The sequence below is a fragment of the Streptomyces sp. NPDC043726 genome (assembly GCF_056436565.1).
Genome location: NZ_JBWKCI010000014.1, coordinates 42010 through 57647, shown reverse-complemented (window position 1 = coordinate 57647; position 15638 = coordinate 42010). Strand labels below are relative to the sequence as shown.

17 protein-coding genes and 1 pseudogene are annotated in these 15638 nt (G+C 72.7%); 7 read left to right on the top strand and 11 right to left on the bottom strand.

The annotated features are described in order from the left end of the window. Nucleotides 1-92 precede the first annotated feature (92 nt). The 3 genes from dapF to miaA form a co-directional block, all read right to left on the bottom strand. The gene (dapF, locus tag AC068Z_RS33905) at nt 93-962 is read right to left on the bottom strand and encodes a diaminopimelate epimerase (protein ID WP_478564512.1); all 870 of its coding nucleotides are present in this window, start codon (nt 960-962) and stop codon (nt 93-95) included. Between the two features lie 43 nt (nt 963-1005). Beyond that, nucleotides 1006-1509 (bottom strand): hypothetical protein, encoded by a 504-nt coding sequence (locus tag AC068Z_RS33900; protein WP_478564880.1) that lies wholly within the window; start codon nt 1507-1509, stop codon nt 1006-1008. 108 nt (nt 1510-1617) lie between these two features. Beyond that, on the bottom strand, nt 1618-2556 hold the full coding sequence (gene miaA / locus AC068Z_RS33895) for a tRNA (adenosine(37)-N6)-dimethylallyltransferase MiaA (protein WP_478564510.1): 939 nt from the start codon (nt 2554-2556) through the stop codon (nt 1618-1620). Nucleotides 2557-2739: 183 nt separating this feature from the next. On the opposite strand from miaA, the gene AC068Z_RS33890 reads away from it, so the two are divergent. Together AC068Z_RS33890 and AC068Z_RS33885 are read left to right on the top strand one after the other, a co-directional pair. Next, nucleotides 2740-3027, top strand: coding sequence for a hypothetical protein (locus AC068Z_RS33890; RefSeq protein ID WP_478564508.1), 288 nt, complete (start codon nt 2740-2742; stop codon nt 3025-3027). Between the two features lie 24 nt (nt 3028-3051). Beyond that, nucleotides 3052-3354: an antitoxin gene (locus AC068Z_RS33885; RefSeq protein WP_478564506.1), complete on the top strand. Its 303-nt coding sequence runs from the start codon at nt 3052-3054 to the stop codon at nt 3352-3354. A 104-nt stretch (nt 3355-3458) separates the two neighbouring features. On the opposite strand, the gene AC068Z_RS33880 is transcribed toward AC068Z_RS33885, so the two are convergent. Continuing rightward, nucleotides 3459-4184, bottom strand: coding sequence for a class III extradiol dioxygenase subunit B-like domain-containing protein (locus AC068Z_RS33880; RefSeq protein WP_478564503.1), 726 nt, complete (start codon nt 4182-4184; stop codon nt 3459-3461). A gap of 32 nt (nt 4185-4216) precedes the next feature. Beyond that, the gene (gene miaB, locus AC068Z_RS33875) at nt 4217-5734 is read right to left on the bottom strand and encodes a tRNA (N6-isopentenyl adenosine(37)-C2)-methylthiotransferase MiaB (RefSeq protein ID WP_478564500.1); all 1518 of its coding nucleotides are present in this window, start codon (nt 5732-5734) and stop codon (nt 4217-4219) included. Here miaB and AC068Z_RS33870 point away from each other — a divergent pair. After that, nucleotides 5651-6079 (top strand): annotated as a pseudogene (locus tag AC068Z_RS33870) (class I SAM-dependent methyltransferase); the annotation flags it as partial. The gene miaB and the pseudogene AC068Z_RS33870 sit on opposite strands and share 84 nt — an antisense overlap. A 56-nt stretch (nt 6080-6135) precedes the next feature. Continuing rightward, complete coding sequence (locus AC068Z_RS33865) at nt 6136-6453, top strand: hypothetical protein (protein ID WP_478564498.1); 318 nt, start codon at nt 6136-6138, stop codon at nt 6451-6453. Here AC068Z_RS33865 and AC068Z_RS33860 read toward each other — a convergent pair. From AC068Z_RS33860 to AC068Z_RS33850, 3 genes are read right to left on the bottom strand one after another with little or no spacing between them, the layout of a single operon-like run. After that, nucleotides 6429-8300, bottom strand: coding sequence for a glycoside hydrolase family 5 protein (locus AC068Z_RS33860; protein ID WP_478564495.1), 1872 nt, complete (start codon nt 8298-8300; stop codon nt 6429-6431). The genes AC068Z_RS33865 and AC068Z_RS33860 overlap by 25 nt on opposite strands. 49 nt (nt 8301-8349) lie before the next feature. Next, nucleotides 8350-8994: a response regulator gene (locus AC068Z_RS33855; RefSeq protein WP_478564492.1), complete on the bottom strand. Its 645-nt coding sequence runs from the start codon at nt 8992-8994 to the stop codon at nt 8350-8352. Next, a complete protein-coding gene (locus AC068Z_RS33850) occupies nt 8991-9926 on the bottom strand; it encodes a HAMP domain-containing sensor histidine kinase (RefSeq protein WP_478564489.1) in 936 nt (311 codons plus the stop codon). The genes AC068Z_RS33855 and AC068Z_RS33850 overlap by 4 nt, the downstream gene beginning before the upstream one ends. A gap of 165 nt (nt 9927-10091) precedes the next feature. On the opposite strand from AC068Z_RS33850, the gene AC068Z_RS33845 reads away from it, so the two are divergent. Both AC068Z_RS33845 and AC068Z_RS33840 read left to right on the top strand, forming a co-directional pair. Then, the gene (locus tag AC068Z_RS33845) at nt 10092-10577 is read left to right on the top strand and encodes a cation:proton antiporter regulatory subunit (protein ID WP_478564486.1); all 486 of its coding nucleotides are present in this window, start codon (nt 10092-10094) and stop codon (nt 10575-10577) included. Nucleotides 10578-10581: 4 nt separating this feature from the next. Next, nucleotides 10582-11802, top strand: coding sequence for a cation:proton antiporter (locus tag AC068Z_RS33840; protein WP_478564483.1), 1221 nt, complete (start codon nt 10582-10584; stop codon nt 11800-11802). Nucleotides 11803-12033: 231 nt separating this feature from the next. On the opposite strand, the gene AC068Z_RS33835 is transcribed toward AC068Z_RS33840, so the two are convergent. Next, entirely contained in the window at nt 12034-12435 is a 402-nt protein-coding gene (locus AC068Z_RS33835) for a pyrophosphohydrolase domain-containing protein (protein WP_478564481.1), read from the bottom strand. Between the two features lie 64 nt (nt 12436-12499). Between AC068Z_RS33835 and AC068Z_RS33830 the strand changes: the two genes are divergently transcribed. Beyond that, nucleotides 12500-13495, top strand: coding sequence for a TAXI family TRAP transporter solute-binding subunit (locus tag AC068Z_RS33830; protein ID WP_478564478.1), 996 nt, complete (start codon nt 12500-12502; stop codon nt 13493-13495). On the opposite strand, the gene AC068Z_RS33825 is transcribed toward AC068Z_RS33830, so the two are convergent. Both AC068Z_RS33825 and AC068Z_RS33820 read right to left on the bottom strand, forming a co-directional pair. Next, nucleotides 13485-14885 (bottom strand): sensor histidine kinase, encoded by a 1401-nt coding sequence (locus AC068Z_RS33825; RefSeq protein WP_478564475.1) that lies wholly within the window; start codon nt 14883-14885, stop codon nt 13485-13487. The genes AC068Z_RS33830 and AC068Z_RS33825 overlap by 11 nt on opposite strands. A 9-nt stretch (nt 14886-14894) precedes the next feature. After that, entirely contained in the window at nt 14895-15581 is a 687-nt protein-coding gene (locus AC068Z_RS33820) for a response regulator transcription factor (protein ID WP_478564472.1), read from the bottom strand. Between the last annotated feature and the right edge of the window lie 57 nt (nt 15582-15638).

Below are 15638 nucleotides of genomic sequence, written 5' to 3'. Positions count from 1 at the left end.
GATTCGATACTCGACCGGGTGGCCGCGGAGGACGGGCCTCCGCCGACCGGGCATCCGGCACACCGATATCAAGTCGTTGCCCAGCCGTCGGCTCAGCCGGCGAGGGTCGCCAGCCACTCCGCGTCGATCTCGCCCTCGGCGACGATCACCGCGGGTCCGGTCATCTCGATCTCGCCGTCGGGCCGCTCGGTGATCACCAGGGTGCCGCCGGGCACGTCGACGGTGTACGTCGCGGGGGTGCCGGTGACCGTCGGGTCGGCGCCGTCCCGGCGCGCCGCGGCCACGGCGACGGCGCACGCGCCCGTGCCGCATGACCGGGTCTCGCCGGAGCCGCGCTCGTGCACCCGCAGGGCGACGTGGCGCGGGCCGCGGTCCACCACGAACTCCACGTTGACCCCGTCCGGGTAGGCGGAGGCCGGGCTGAACGGCGGGGGCGCGTACAGGTCGCCCGCGTGCGCGAGGTCCTCCACGAAGGCGACGGCGTGCGGGTTGCCCATGTTCACATTGCGCGCGGGCCAGCTCCGCTCACCGACGCCGACCGTGACGTCGCCTTCGGGCAGCAGCGCCTTGCCCATGCCGACGGTCACGTCGCCGTCCTCGTCGAGGCGGACGCGCTTCACGCCCCCGCGCGTGGCGACCGCGAGGTCCCCCGAGGTGACGTGTCCGGCGCGCTGGAGGTAGCGGGCGAAGACACGGACGCCGTTGCCGCACATCTCGGCGACCGAGCCGTCGCCGTTGCGGTAGTCCATGAACCACTCGGCCTCGGCCGCCATGTCCTTGGCCTCGGGATGCGCGGCGGACCGCACCACGTGCAGCAGGCCGTCACCGCCGATGCCGGCGCGCCGGTCGCACAGGGCGGCGACGGCGGCAGGAGGCAGGTCGAGGGCGTTCTCGGGGTCCGGGACGATCACGAAGTCGTTCTCGGTGCCGTGACCCTTGAGGAAGGCGATCCGCGTGCTCATACACCGATCGTACGGGGCACCACCGACAGCGCCCGGAGCCCGGTCAGCGCAGTCTGGCCACGCGCCACACCGCCAGCACGACCACGAGGGCGACCACCAGCACGTACGCGATCACGACCCGCCAGTCCGGGCGCTTGCCCGAGCCCCGCTGGGGCAGGCCCGGCCACGTGTAACCCACGCGGCGCGCCGCCATCATTCCCCAGCCCGCGGCGCACGAGCAGATCAGCAGGCCCAGCATGGCGATCACCGCGCCGCTGTCGCCGAAGTCGAAGGCGAGGGGGAAGGCGAACATCAGGGAGCCGACCGCGGCCAGGGACACGATGGGCGCGAGCTGCCAGATGCGCAGTCGGCGCTGCGGGCGCAGCTCGACCTCGACCTCGGGACCGCCCGCGAACATCTCCTCGGGCTCGGGACCGTCCTCGGTCACGCCGTCCGGGGTCTCGTCGGGCCCGTCCGGGCTCAGCCGGGCACCGTCCTGCTCCGCCTCGCCCCGTTCACCGGTGACGGGCTCGGTGCCTTGTGCGGTGTCGCGAGGGCCGGCCTCCATCGCCACGCGCCCTCCCAACTCGGACTCCACTTGGTCGATCGAAGCTCGATGATGGCACGGCGCCGGAGGCCACGATGACGGCCGGAGCGTCCCGATGCCATGACGTGATCAGGCTGTAACCGGTCGTTCGACCAACGCCAGTGCGAGGTGCGGAAGTTCTGTGAGATCCGCCGCAGCCCCACTCAGCCAGTGCACCCGCGGATCGCGTCTGAACCATGAATCCTGGCGGCGCGCGAAGCGTTTGGTGGCACGTACGGTCTCGGCGCGGGCCTCGTCCATGGTGCACTCCCCGGCGAGCGCCGCGAGCACCTGCTGGTAGCCGAGCGCGCGCGAGGCCGTACGCCCCTCGCGCAACCCCTGCGCCTCCAGCGCGCGCACCTCGTCGACGAGCCCCGCGTCCCACATCCGGTCGACGCGGCGGGCGATGCGCTCGTCGAGCTCGGGGCGGGCGACGTCGACGCCGATCTGCACGGTGTCGTAGACCGAGTCGTGGCCCGGCAGGTTGGCCGTGAAGGGCTGGCCGGTGATCTCGATCACCTCGAGGGCGCGGACGATACGGCGGCCGTTGCTGGGCAGGATCGCGTGGGCCGCGTCGGGGTCGGCGGCGGCCAGCCGGGCGTGCAGCGCGCCGGAGCCGCGCAGCGTCAGCTCCTCCTCGAGCCGGGCGCGGACCTCGGGGTCGGTGCCGGGGAACTCCAGGTTGTCGACGGCGCCACGGACGTACAGGCCGGAACCGCCGACCAGGATGGGCCAGCGTCCCTCGGCGAGCAGCGCGTCGATCCGCTCGCGCGCGAGGCGCTGGTACTCGGCGACGGAGGCGGTGACGGTGATGTCCCAGATGTCCAGCAGGTGATGGGGGACGCCCGCCCGCTCCTCGGTCGTCAGCTTGGCGGTGCCGATGTCCATCCCTCGGTAGAGCTGCATGGAGTCGGCGTTGACGACCTCGCCGCCGAGCCGCCGGGCCAGGAAGACGCCCAGATCGGACTTTCCGGCCGCAGTGGGGCCGACGACGGCGATGACGCGGGGAGGGGAGGGTGTGCTGCTCACCGCCCCAGTCTCGCAAACCTCACAGGGTGGCCTCGAACGAGTTACGTGACGGTGCGGGACCGACGTCGTTGCCAGTTGCGAGATACGCGCTGCCGCACGTCGAGAGGCGGCGATCCGGGCGACGCAAACGGACGCACCGGACGACGCGGGATTTCGCCCGCACGAGTAACGTATGGAGTTGATATGGGCGTTTTGGCACGGCTTCTCCGGAGGTCGAAGGCGACGGAAGAGGCGGCTCAGACGGAGGAGGCCACTGAGGCGAAGGGCTCGACCGAGGCCGAGACCGAGAACGCGGCTCCGGAGGGGGCGACGGCGACGGAGGCCGTCGACACCGAGGGCGCCGACTGCCGGCGCGGCGACTCCGAGAGCGTCGACTCGGAGGGCGTCGACTCGGAGGGCGTCGAGATCCCCAGGCAGCAGTCCGCCGATGAGGCGGCCGACCGCGAGGCCGGCGACGGCGCCCACACCTGACGATCCCGCGTGGGAAGGTGAACGATGGGTCTCCTGGACAATTTGAAGGCCAAGCTCAGCCCGGCCAAGGGCAAGGTGTCCGACCTCGCCCAGCAGCACGGCGACAAGATCCAGCACGGTCTGGACCGGGCCGCCAAGGCCGTCGACGAGAAGACCAAGGGCAAGTACAGCGACAAGATCCAGACGGGCACAGGCAAGGCCAAGGGCGCCATGGACCGACTCGCGCACAAGGACGAGGGCGGCACGGGAACGGGCGGCACGGGAACGGGCGGAACCGGTCCCGGCCCCGGCACCACCCCGCCGAGCAGCCCGCCTCCGGCTTCCTGAACCACGGCACACCGACGGACGGCCGAGGAGCACGACTTCGCTCCCGGCCGTCCGCCGTGTCGTCCGTCCCGCCCTTCGTCTCTCGGCTCTTCGCGTCTCGGCCGTTACGTCCAGGACGCCACGAAGTAGCCCACTCCGTAAGGCGCGTCCTCGTACAGCAACCGGCTCGTGCCGGGCTCCTTGTCCCAGGCCGCCGTGAGGATCTGCCACGGGGAGCGGCCGGAGATCTTCAGCTCGCGGGCCAGGCCGGTGTCCAGCCGCCCGAACCAGCCCTCCGAGTCCAGGTCGCGCAGGGCGGCGGCGATGTCCGCGTCCACGCCCGCGGCGCGCTCGTCGAGGTAGCCGGGGGCCTTGAGCGTGCGGCAGGCGGTGCCGTCGCCCATCACCAGCAGGCCCACCCGGTCCGCCGCGGCGGCGAGGCGGACACCGGCCTCCCCGTTGTCCGGCCAGGAGCGGTCACCCGTCACCTCGTAGCCGCGTACGGCGCCGCCCCAGCCAGCGCGGGCGAGCAGCCACGCGCCGACCGACAGGGACGGCGGCAGCGTCGCCCCGACGGCGTCGGACGGTGCGCCGACGGCGTCGGACGGTGCGCCGAGACTCACGTCCACCGCGACCCCGAACGGCCTGAAGGAGCCCCGGGCACCGGCCTCGTGGAACGCGTCGCGGCGGCCCTCACCGACGATCACCACCAGGTCGGGCCGGGCCGCGAGCATGGCGCCGACCGCCTCGTCGCACGCGGCGCGCGCCTCATCCAGTTCGGGCGCGGCGCCCGCGGCGACCTCGGGCACGAGCAGGGGCGGACAGGGGCAGACGGCGGCAGCGACAAGCATGATCGGCAGGGTAACCCCCACGCCCCCGCACGTCAGTCGAGGGCACAGCCCCCGGTCGCCACCGGCAGCGGCTCCGGAACGCCGATCTGCGGCAGGCCCAGCATGACGCCCGCCGGCTTCGCGGCCTCGGCGGCGTTGCGCTTCTCCCAGGCGTCGCCCGCGCGGGTGCGGCGGACGTCCAGGACCGCGCCCTCGGCGAGCAGGTGGTGCGGGGCCGCGTAGGTGATCTCGACGGTCACCACGTCGCCGGGGCGGACCTCCTGGTCCGGCTTGGTGAAGTGGACCAGGCGGTTGTCGGCGGCGCGGCCGGACAGCCGGTGGGTGGCGCCGTCCTTGCGGCCCTCGCCCTCGGCGACCATCAGCTCCAGGGTGCGGCCGACCTGCTTCTTGTTCTCGTCCCAGGAGATCTCCTCCTGAAGGGCGACGAGCCGCTCGTACCGCGCCTGGACGACCTCCTTGGGGATCTGGTCCTCCATGGTCGCGGCCGGGGTCCCGGGCCGCTTGGAGTACTGGAAAGTGAAGGCCTGCGCGAACCGGGCCTCGCGCACGACGTGCAGCGTCTGCTCGAAGTCCTCCTCGGTCTCGCCGGGGAAGCCCACGATGATGTCGGTCGTGATGGCCGCGTGCGGAATGGCGGCGCGGACCTTCTCGATGATCCCGAGGTAACGCTCCTGCCGGTACGAGCGGCGCATCGCCTTCAGCACCGTGTCCGAGCCGGACTGCAGCGGCATGTGCAGCTGCGGCATCACGTTCGGGGTCTCGGCCATGGCCGCGATCACGTCGTCCGTGAAGTCGCGCGGGTGCGGGGAGGTGAAGCGGACGCGCTCCAGGCCCTCGATCTTCCCGCAGGCCCGCAGGAGCTTGCTGAACGCCTCGCGGTCGCCGATGTCGGAGCCGTACGCGTTGACGTTCTGGCCGAGCAGCGTGATCTCGGAGACGCCCTCGCCGACCAGCGCCTCGATCTCGGCGAGGATGTCGCCGGTCCGGCGGTCCTTCTCCTTGCCGCGCAGCGCCGGGACGATGCAGAAGGTGCAGGTGTTGTTGCAGCCGACGGAGATGGAGACCCACGCGGCGTACGCGCTCTCGCGCCGGGTCGGCAGCGTGGACGGGAACGCCTCCAGGGACTCGGCGATCTCGACCTGCGCCTCCTCCTGCACCCGGGCGCGCTCCAGCAGGACCGGCAGTTTGCCGATGTTGTGCGTGCCGAAGACGACGTCCACCCAGGGCGCCTTCTTGACGATGGTGTCCCGGTCCTTCTGGGCCAGGCAGCCGCCGACCGCGATCTGCATCCCGGGGCGCGAGGCCTTCCTCGGCGCGAGCCGCCCGAGGTTGCCGTAGAGCCGGTTGTCGGCGTTCTCGCGTACGGCGCAGGTGTTGAAGACGACGACGTCGGCGTCGCCGTCGGCGTCCTCGGGGGCGCGGACGTAACCGGCGTCCTCCAGCAGCCCGGACAATCGCTCGGAGTCGTGGACGTTCATCTGGCACCCGTAGGTGCGCACCTCATACGTTCGCTTGACGTCCACGGCGTGGCTCCGGTCGATGCTGCTCATGGAACAAGGGTAAGGGCGCGCCGGGAGCACCCCTCCCGGCCGCCGGTTCTCCGCACCCGCCCGTCGGAACCGCGGCATGCGACTGGCCCGGCAGCTGATCTTCCCCGCGGTGCTGGAGCGGACCCGGGCGCAACCGTGCTGGACATCGGCTGCGGCACCGGCGCCCGCGCGCTCGGACTGGCCGAGCGGCAGGGCTGGGCGGTGCAGGGCGTCGGCCCCTCGGCGCACATGCTGGACCTAGCCCGCGCCGACTGCCCCCACCCGCGCGTGGACTACCGGCGCTTCGACGGCCGCGCCCCGGACTGGCGGCCGGACGCGAGCGTCGACGCGGCGGTGTGCCGTCTCCGTCCACTGCACCGACCCCGACGACCGGCGCCTGGCCGCGCTGACAGACCCACAGCATGCTGCGGCCGGGAGCCCCGTCCGTCCTCGTCGACCTCAACACCGGCGCCCTCGGAGAGCGGTTCGCCACGCTGCGGTACGGCGATCCGGACACGGCCTGCGCACCGGTCGCGCCCATGCCCACGGAACTGCGGCAACTCGACGGCGGCTGGGTCACCACCGCCTGCTGGTTCCGCCCGGCGGACGCGTACGGCGCCCTGCTCACCGCGGCCGGTTTCTCCGAGCCGGCCATGCGCGACCGGCCATGCGGGCACCGGCCGCCAAGAGTGCGGTGCCCCCTACATGATCCGCACTACCGTGCGACAGTCCGGCAGTAGAGCGCGTCCGGCGTCCGTCCCGAGCCCACTCGGCCCGTGTACGCGATCCCGGCCGCGTACTCGTCCTCGGCGCACTGCCCCTTGTAGTGGCCGTACGCGAAGTCACCGCCCTTGGGCGCCGGCCCCCGGTTGTCGCCCCGGTCGAACCAGACCGTGCGGCCGCCGCCGGTGCCGACCGGGGCCGGCGCGCACAGCGCCGCCGAGACGGCCGCGCCCCGCACGCTGTAGCCGGTGAGCAGGGAGCCGTCGGGGCACTGGAGCTTGGTGTAGCCGGAGGCCCAGTCCTGCCGGACGTGCCGCTCGTCGACGACCACCTCGTGCCCGCCCGGGCGCCACGAGAGCCCGGCGTCCGAGCACAGCCCCCGGTTCCCGGTGTGGCTCAGGCCCAGCAGCCGCTGTCCGTCCGGGCAGACCGCCTTGCGGGCGCCGGAGTCCCAGTCGGGCAGGCCCCGCATCCGCCGGGAGGCGATGAAGTCGCCGTGGTCGGGGCTGAGCTGGGACCAGTCGGCCACCCGGGCCACCTGACCGGTCCGGCCCCGCGCCCCGACGAGCCGGCTCCAGGCCCCGGCCCGCCAGTCGTCGCCGTCGTACACGCCCATGCGCCGGCCGGCCGCGTCCCAGTGGAGCAGCGCCCAGCCGTTGCCCGTGCGGTTCTCGTGCCAGCCGACGAGCGGCCAGTACGCGAAGTCCGCGTCGGTGCGGACGAGGTGGTCGACGAAGTTCTCGAACCAGGCGCGCTGCTTGGCGCCGGTCTCCTGGCGGCCCCCGACGCCGAACTCGCTGATCCAGACGGGGGCGGTGAAGTGCTGGTCCGGTTCGGCGGCGACGTAGAACGCCTGGCGGTTCAGGACGGAGAACAGCTCGGTGGGGCTGAGGTCGCGGTAGCGCGGGTCGGTGGTCTCGCCGGTTCCGGTGGCTCCGGAGTGGTTCGGGCCCGTGTAGTCGTAGAAGTGGGCGGAGTACACGAGCTTGCCGGAGTCGACGAGGGTGTGCGAGAGGCGGCGTACCGGCTCCAGGGTGGGGCGTTCGTGGGCGAAGCCGTCGATCGGGATGCCGGTCCAGTTGATGCCCTCGACGATGATCAGGAGGTCGGGGTTGGCCTCCAGCAGCAGCCGGTCGGCGACCCGTTGCGAGGCCGCGAACCAGTCGTGGTCGTCGCCCCGGCCCCAGTTGGGGTCGTCCCAGATGTTCCGGCGGACCTCGTTGTAGAGGTCGGCGCCGACGACCCGCTTGTTGTCCCGGTAGCGGCTCGCCATGAACAGCCAGTCGCTCTCCCAGGCTGCCGTGGACTGGCTGGTGTTCCAGCGCTCGTTGCCGTCGACCCCGCAGCACCAGCGGGTGGTGTTGGTGTGGTTGTTGAGGATCACGGCGAGTCCGGCGGCGGTGAGTTCGCGGACCACCACGTCGTACACCTGGAGCGGGGTCTTCCCGCGCAGGGCCGGGTTGGCGGCGATGGCGTCGTCCGTGACGGGCCGGGTGTCGTGGACCATCTCGTTGGAGAAGGGCAGCCGGACGCTGTTGATCCCGATCTCCTCGAGACCGGCGATGATCTCGGCCATGGGCGCGCGGTCCAGGCCGAGCGGGATCCGGCCGGAGTTCTCGCCCGCGTGATGGTTGGCGTCCTCCTCGGTGCTCCCGGAGCCGTTCCAGGTGCCGCTGGCGCCGTGCCAGTTGCCCGAGCGCAGCTTGAAGCGGTCGCCGTCCGCGTCGACGATCCAGCGGCCCCGGGTGCTGAGCGGACCCGTCCAGTCCTCCCGCGCCGCCGCCTGGGAAGGCACGGACGTCAGAGGTACCAGGAGGAGTACGGCGACCAGTGCCGCTCTGAGGAAGCGCATCCTTATTGTCATGGCGTCGTCATGATGACGCCGAGGCCGCCCCTAGTCCATACCCGCGCTCTCACGGCTCGATGAGCCCCGCCCGTATGGCATACCGGGTCAGCTCCAGCCGGTCCCGCACACCCAGTTTCTGCAGCAGATTGGCCCGGTGCCGCTCGACCGTCTTCGCGCTGATGAAGAGCAGTTCGCCGATCTCCTTCGAGGTGTGCCCCTCGGCGACCAGCTTCAGGATCTCCTCCTCGCGCTCGGTCACCGGCCGCTCCGGCAGCCGCCCGCCGCCGTGCAGCCGCTCCAGGTAGGAGCGGACCAGCGCCCGTTCGGCACCGGGATAGATGAACGGCTCGTCCCGTACGGCCGCCCGGCACGCCTCGACCAGATCGCGGTCGGCGACGGACTTGAGCACATAGCCGCCCGCGCCCGCCTTCAGCGCCTCGAAGAAGTACTGCTCGTTGTCGTACATGGTGAGGATCAGGATCCGCAGCTCCGGCAGCCGCCGGGAGAGTTCCCTGGCCGCCTGGAGGCCGGTCATCCGGGGCATGGCGATGTCCAGCACCGCCAGGTCCACCTCGGTGGACCTGGCCGCCGCCACCGCCTCGGCGCCGTCGGCGGCCTCCGCGACGACCTCCAGGTCCGGCTCGCCGTCGAGGATCAGCCGTACGCCGCGGCGGACGAGCGTGTGGTCGTCGGCCAGGAGCACGCGGATCATCCCGGCACCCCCAGCCGGATCTCCGTGCCCCCGCCGGCCCCGGGCACGACGGACAGCTCCGCCCCGACCAGCAGCGCCCGCTCCCGCATCCCGCGCAGTCCGGCGCCCTCCGGGGAGTCGCCGATGCCCTTGCCGTTGTCGCGTACGACGAGTTCGACGCCGTGGCCGCCGCGGCTGCGGAGCTCGATGTCCGCGCGGTCGGCGCCGGAGTGCCGGGCGGTGTTGGTCAGGCCCTCCTGGGCGACGCGGTAGAGCACGAGTTCGGACTCCTCGGTGAGCGGGGGCAGGTCGGCGGGGAAGGCGTGGCGGACGGTCAGGCCGTGCGCGGTGAACTCGGTGGCGAGCGAGCGCAGCGCGCTGACCAGCCCCAGCTCCTCCAGGACACCGGGGCGCAGCCGGCGGGCGATGCGCCGGATCTCGTCGAGTCCGGCGCGGGTGGCCTCCTGGGCCTGGCCCACCTCCTCGCGCAGGTCCTCGGGCGCGCGGTCGGCGACCCGCTTGAGCTGGAGCAGTACGGCGGTCAAGGTCTGCCCGACCTCGTCGTGCAGTTCGCGCGCGATCCGGTGGCGCTCCCGCTCCTGCGCGGACAGCGCCCGGGCGGCCCCGGCGGCCCGCTCGCTCTGCAGCCGGTCGAGCATCGTGTTGTACGTCGTGATCAGCTCGGCCGCCTCCGCCGGACCGGCGACCTCCGCGCGCGCTCCGGGACGCAGCAGGTCCGCGTCGGCCATGGCCCGGCCCAGCCGGTGCAGCGGGGCGAGGCCGAGGCGCAGCACGAGCGCGTTGCCGACCAGCAGCAGCGCGAGGCCCACGACGACCACCAGGGCCTCGACGGGCAGGATCGGCGTCGACACGGTGACCGGGCCCAGCAGCAGCGCGGCGGCCACCACCAGGCCCGCCGCGTTGAGCGAGAAGATCCGCCAGAACAGGGACACGGGCGCGTTCCGACTCCTTCCGGTCCGCCGCGGCACGGCCGTCACCAGCCTCGCCGCTCGAGCGCCCTCGCGTATATCCGTGCCGTCACCCATATCGCCACCGTACGGGGAGCTGACAGCATGCCGAGCGTCGGTCAAGATCACGAAGAGCATGGGGAGAGAACCGTGTCCGCACCGCGCCTCAGGGCCACACCGCTGCCCGGCATCGGGGTCCAGTACGACCTCGTGACCCGGGAACACCGTCATCTGTCCGTGGTGGCGCACCGCGACGGGGGCCGCACGGTGAACGTGTACCGGGCCGACGATCCCGACTCCTGTCTGCAGTCCCTGCGGCTGACCGGACCCGAGGCGGACTCGCTGATCGACGCGCTCAAGCCGTCCCACCACAGCGCGAGCCTGCTCTACACCACCGACCTGGGCCTGGTGGCCGAGCGGATCGAGGTGGCCGCGACCTCCCGTTGGAACGGACGGCTGCTGGGCGACACCCGGATGCGCACCGAGACCGGCGCCTCCGTCGTCGCCGTGCTGCGCCGGGCCGAGGCCGTCCCCTCCCCGGCGCCGGACTTCCGGCTGGTCGGCGGTGACACCCTGATCGTCATCGGCACCCGCGAGGGCGTGGACGCCGCCGCCGCGATACTCGGGCGGGAGTGAGCCGGTGCACTCGGGCATCCTGCTGATCGAGTTCGGCGCGATCATCCTCGCCCTGGGGCTGCTGGGCCGGGTCGCCGCCCGCCTCCGGTTCTCGCCGATCCCGCTGTATCTGCTCGCCGGGCTCGCTTTCGGCACGGGCGGGTTGCTGCCGCTCGGGGCGAGCGAGGAGTTCATCGCGGCGGGCGCGGAGATCGGCGTCATCCTGCTGCTGCTGATGCTCGGCCTGGAGTACACGGCCGGCGATCTCGTCACCAACCTCAAGGCCCACTACCCGGCGGGCCTGGTCGACGCCGCGCTCAACGCCCTGCCCGGCGCGGCGATGGCGCTGCTGCTCGGCTGGGGTCCGGTGGCCGCCGTCGTGCTGGCGGGCGTCACGTGGATCTCCTCGTCCGGCGTCATCGCGAAGGTGCTGGGCAACCTGGGACGGATCGGCAACCGCGAGACGCCGGTGATCCTGAGCGTGCTGGTCCTGGAGGACCTGGCCATGGCGGTGTACCTGCCCATCGTCACCGCCCTGGTGACCGGGGCGGGCCTGATGGCGGGCAGCGTGACGCTGGCCGTCGCCCTGGGCGCGGCGAGCCTCGTGCTCTTCGTCGCGGTCCGCTACGGCCGGGTCATCTCCCGGTTCGTCTCCAGCGACGACCCCGAGAAGCTGCTGCTGGTGGTGCTGGGCCTGACCATCCTGGTGGCGGGCGTGGCGCAGCAGCTCCAGGTGTCGGCCGCGGTGGGGGCGTTCCTGGTGGGCATCGCGCTGTCCGGGGAGGTCGCGGAGGGGGCGCACACGCTGCTCAGCCCGCTGCGGGACCTGTTCGCCGCGGTGTTCTTCGTCTTCTTCGGGCTGCACACGGATCCGGCCAGCATTCCGCCGGTCCTGCTGCCCGCGCTGGTGCTGGCCGTGATCACCGCCGCGACGAAGATCGGCACCGGCTACTGGGCGGCGCGGCGGGCCGGGATCTCGGTGCGGGGCCGCTGGCGGGCGGGCGGGGCGCTGGTGGCGCGCGGCGAGTTCTCGATCGTCATCGCGGGGCTCGCGGTGAGCGCGGGCATCGAACCGGCCTCCCTGGGCCCCCTGGCCACGGCCTACGTCCTCATCCTCGTCGTCGCAGGTCCGCTCACCGCCCGGTTCACCGAACCGGTGGCCATGTGGTGGGCGGGGCGGCGGAAGGCGCAACCGCGGGAAGCGGCGGAGGGAACGGCACCGGCACAGGCGGCGGCGAGCGACTGAGGACTCCTCGCAGATCAGCCTCAACTCGCCGTGAATCGGGCCACTTGAGGATGTGGCGGAGATGCGGAGCCCCGGTGGGCCGTGTACGGCGGAGTCGACCTCAAGGGCACCCTGCACGTCCCGCTCTCGGTCTTCGGCGCGCCGGTGATCCGCCACGACATCCCGCTGGGCGCCCTGCGTCGCGAGTGGAAGCTCGCCGGCAGGCGACAGTGTCTGACCCGGGCGTCCCGGCTACCCGGCGGAGTTCCACCCCTGGCGCCTCAGCACCCCGGCCACGTCCGGCGCCTCGTAGTGCTCACCCTTGAGCACCTTGCCGTCGGCCCGCCGGGCCACCCGCCCGCCGGGCCCCAGCTTGGTCATGTTGGAGCGGTGGACCTCGGCGATCACCGCGTCGAGGTCGATCCCGTGGACGAGGGCTGTGCCGTACGCGACGTACACCACGTCGGCCAGTTCGTGCGCGAGCCTGTCCAGCGGCCCCGTGACGGAGACCTCGGCCACCTCCGCGGCTTCCTCCGCGAGCAATTCCCCTCGATGCGCGGCCAGTTCGGCCGACACCTCGGTGGGTTCGGTGCGGACCGCGAGGCCGAAGGCGTGGTGGAAGGCGCGGACGAGGTCGGCGGGCGAAGCACTCATGCGGCGACCCTACCGACCCCGCCGCCCTGGTCAGCACCGCGTACCGCCTGGCAGGATCGCCCGCATGTCCACGCTGCTCCCCCGTATCGGCAGGCGCCGGGCCCTTCAGGGCGCGGTCGCCGGGTTCGTCGCGCTCGGGCTGCTGCTGTGGTGGCTGCTGCCCCTGGGCGAAAGGCCGCCGAGCGGGACGATCACGTTCAGCACGGGCACCCGGGCCGGCGTCTACCACGAGTACGGCGAACGGCTGCGCGCCGAGCTGGCCAAGGACATGCCGGACCTGGACGTCGACCTGCTGACCAGCGCCGGATCGCAGCAGAACGTGCAGCGGGTGGCGACCGGCTCGGCCGACATCACCATCGCCGCCGCCGACGCGGTGGAGACGTACGAGCTCGGCGACGGCCCCGGCGCCGGCCGGCTGCGCGGAGTCGCGCGGCTGTACGACGACTACGTGCAGCTCGTCGTCCCGCCGGACTCCGACATCAGGTCCGTCAAGGACCTGCGGGGCAAGCGGGTGGCCATAGGGCTGCCCGACTCGGGTGTACGGCTGATCGCCACCCGGGTGCTGGAGGCGGCCGGCATCGACCCGCAGAAGGACATCACGCCCCGCTCGGACGGCATCGACACCGGCCCCGGGCTGCTCGGGCGGGACCTCGACGCGTTCTTCTGGTCGGGCGGGCTGCCCACCCGCGGCCTGACCCAGATCGCGGAGACCTCCACCTTCCGCTTCGTGCCGATCGAGGAGGACCTGGTCGCGAAGGTGCACGCGCAGGGCGGCGCCACCCGCTACTACCGGGCCACCAACATGCCGGAGTCGGCCTACAAGACCATCCAGAACGGCTCCACCGTCCCGACGATGGCCGTGTCCAACCTGCTCGTGACCCGCAAGGACCTCGACCCCCGGCTCACAGAGTGGCTGACCCGGACCGTCCTCGACAGCCGGGACGGCATCGGCGCGCACGTCCACTCCGCCCAGCTGGTCGACGTACGCACCGCGATCTACACCGATCCGCTCCCGCTGCACGCGGGCGCCCGGCGCTACTACCGCTCGGTCAAGCCGTGAGCCCCGAGGCCCCGCTCCGCGGCACGCGCACGGTGACCTTCAGACCGTGCGGCGCATGATGGTCGTACGAGATCGTGCCCCCGCCCGCCGAGAGCAGGGCCCGGGAGATGGACAGGCCGAGGCCTGAGCCCTTGACGTTCTGATGGCGGCCGCTGCGCCAGAACCGGTCGCCGATGCGGGCGAGTTCCTCGTCGGTCAGTCCGGGGCCGAGGTCGGCCACCACGACGGTGGCGGTGTCGCCGTTGGAGGCCACCGCCACCTCGACCCGCTCGTCCTCCGGCGTGAACTTCACGGCGTTGTCGATCACCGCGTCCAGCGCGGAGGAGAGCGCCACCGGGTCGACCCACGCGGTGGTGGGCGGGCAGTCGCCGACCAGCGTCACGCCCTTGGCCTCGGCCGTCGGCGACCAGGCCGCGACCCGCTCGGCGGTCAGCGCGCCGATGTCGGTGAGCCGGAGGTCGGCCGCGGTGTGCTCGGCGAGCGCGAGGTCGAGCAGATCGTCCAGCACCTGCGCCAGGCGCTTGCCCTCCGCCTGGACGGAGGCGATCTCCTCGTTGCCCTCCGGCAGCTCCAGGGCGAGCAGCTCGATGCGCAGCAGCAGCGCCGAGAGCGGGTTGCGCAGTTGGTGCGAGGCGTCGGCGACGAAGGCGCGCTGCTGCTCCAGCACGTCCTCGACGTTGTCCGCCATCTCGTTGAACGACCGGGCCAGGCGCCTCAGTTCCGGCGGGCCGCCGGCCGCGGCGACCCGGGACTTCAGGGCACCGCTGGCGATGGCGTGGGTGGTGGTGTCCAGGACGCGTACGGGACGCAGCACCCAGCCGGTCAGCCGGAGCGCGGCGCCGACGGCCAGCAGCATCGCGGCGAACTCGCCCGCGGCGATGACCAGCCAGCCCTGGAGGATGCGCGAGCGCATCTCCCCGGTGGGCGAGTCGGTGACGACGACCGCGACGACGTCGCCGTCCCGGACGACCGGCGAGGCGACGACGAGACGGCCCCGCTGCCAGGGCCACACCTGCTCCGGGTCGTGGCTGCGGCGGCTGAGCAGCGCCTCCTCGAAGGCGTCGCGCACCTCGCCCGTCTCGGGCAGGAACCAGGTCTCCGGCGCGTTGGCGAGCGGGGTGTCACCGGGCAGGAAGACGCCCGCGCGGATGCCGTAGACGCCGTAGTAGCTCTCCAGCTCCCGGCTCAGGGTGCGGCCCTCGTCGCGCGGTCCCTCGGGGGTGTCCATGACGGACCGGGCCATGGCGGCGAAGTACGCCGTGTCGTCGATGCGGTCGACGACCACCTTCTGCTGCTGGGCGGCGGCCAGGCTGACGGCGAGCGGGACACCGAGCGCCAGCAGGACGGCCGCCATCAGGACGATGAGCAGCGGAAGGAGTCGAGTGCGCACCCGTACCCGCTAGGCGGCCGGGGCGACGAGCCGGTAGCCGACGCCGCGCACGGTCTCGATCAGGGCCGGCATCCGCAGCTTGGCGCGCAGGGACGCCACATGGACCTCCAGGGTGCGGCCCGTCCCCTCCCAGCTGGTCCGCCAGACCTCGCTGATGATCTGCTCCCGGCGGAAGACCACCCCCGGCCGCTGGGCGAGCAGGGCCAGCAGGTCGAACTCCTTGCGGGTCAGCTGGACGACCGAGCCGGCCACGCTGACCTGGCGGGTGGGCAGCTCGATGTGGACCGGGCCGAGCCGCAGCACGGTGTCGCCGCCGGACGCCGGGTCCTCGTGGACGCTGCGCCGGCTGACGGCGTGGATCCGGGCGAGCAGCTCGCCGGTGTCGTACGGCTTGACCACGTAGTCGTCGGCGCCGAGGTTGAGGCCGTGGATGCGCGAGCGCACGTCGGAGCGGGCCGTCACCATGATCACGGGGGTGCTGGTGCGCTTGCGGATCTTGCCGCAGACCTCGTAGCCGTCCTGGTCGGGCAGGCCGAGGTCGAGCAGGACGACGCCGAAGCCGGGCCCCTCCGGGACCAGCGCCTGGAGCGCCTCCTCGCCGCTGCGGGCATGGGTGACGTCGAAGCCGTGCCTGGCCAGGACCGCGGAAAGGGCGGCGGCGACATGGTTGTCGTCCTCGACGAGGAGCAGTCTCATCCCGTCCCCCTCCTGTTCATCGGCCGTACGGGTTGATCAACTAGACAAGATCCAGCA

What these genes read in the sequence shown, in the direction of transcription:
- dapF (WP_478564512.1), bottom strand. Translation starts at nt 962, where the DNA reads ATGAGCACGCGGATCGCCTTCCTCAAGGGTCACGGCACCGAGAACGAC.
- AC068Z_RS33900 (WP_478564880.1), bottom strand. Translation starts at nt 1,509, where the DNA reads ATGGAGGCCGGCCCTCGCGACACCGCACAAGGCACCGAGCCCGTCACC.
- AC068Z_RS33890 (WP_478564508.1), top strand. Translation starts at nt 2,740, where the DNA reads ATGGGCGTTTTGGCACGGCTTCTCCGGAGGTCGAAGGCGACGGAAGAG.
- AC068Z_RS33885 (WP_478564506.1), top strand. Translation starts at nt 3,052, where the DNA reads ATGGGTCTCCTGGACAATTTGAAGGCCAAGCTCAGCCCGGCCAAGGGC.
- AC068Z_RS33880 (WP_478564503.1), bottom strand. Translation starts at nt 4,184, where the DNA reads ATGCTTGTCGCTGCCGCCGTCTGCCCCTGTCCGCCCCTGCTCGTGCCC.
- miaB (WP_478564500.1), bottom strand. Translation starts at nt 5,734, where the DNA reads ATGAGCAGCATCGACCGGAGCCACGCCGTGGACGTCAAGCGAACGTAT.
- AC068Z_RS33865 (WP_478564498.1), top strand. Translation starts at nt 6,136, where the DNA reads ATGCTGCGGCCGGGAGCCCCGTCCGTCCTCGTCGACCTCAACACCGGC.
- AC068Z_RS33860 (WP_478564495.1), bottom strand. Translation starts at nt 8,300, where the DNA reads ATGACAATAAGGATGCGCTTCCTCAGAGCGGCACTGGTCGCCGTACTC.
- AC068Z_RS33855 (WP_478564492.1), bottom strand. Translation starts at nt 8,994, where the DNA reads ATGATCCGCGTGCTCCTGGCCGACGACCACACGCTCGTCCGCCGCGGC.
- AC068Z_RS33835 (WP_478564481.1), bottom strand. Translation starts at nt 12,435, where the DNA reads ATGAGTGCTTCGCCCGCCGACCTCGTCCGCGCCTTCCACCACGCCTTC.
- AC068Z_RS33830 (WP_478564478.1), top strand. Translation starts at nt 12,500, where the DNA reads ATGTCCACGCTGCTCCCCCGTATCGGCAGGCGCCGGGCCCTTCAGGGC.
- AC068Z_RS33820 (WP_478564472.1), bottom strand. Translation starts at nt 15,581, where the DNA reads ATGAGACTGCTCCTCGTCGAGGACGACAACCATGTCGCCGCCGCCCTT.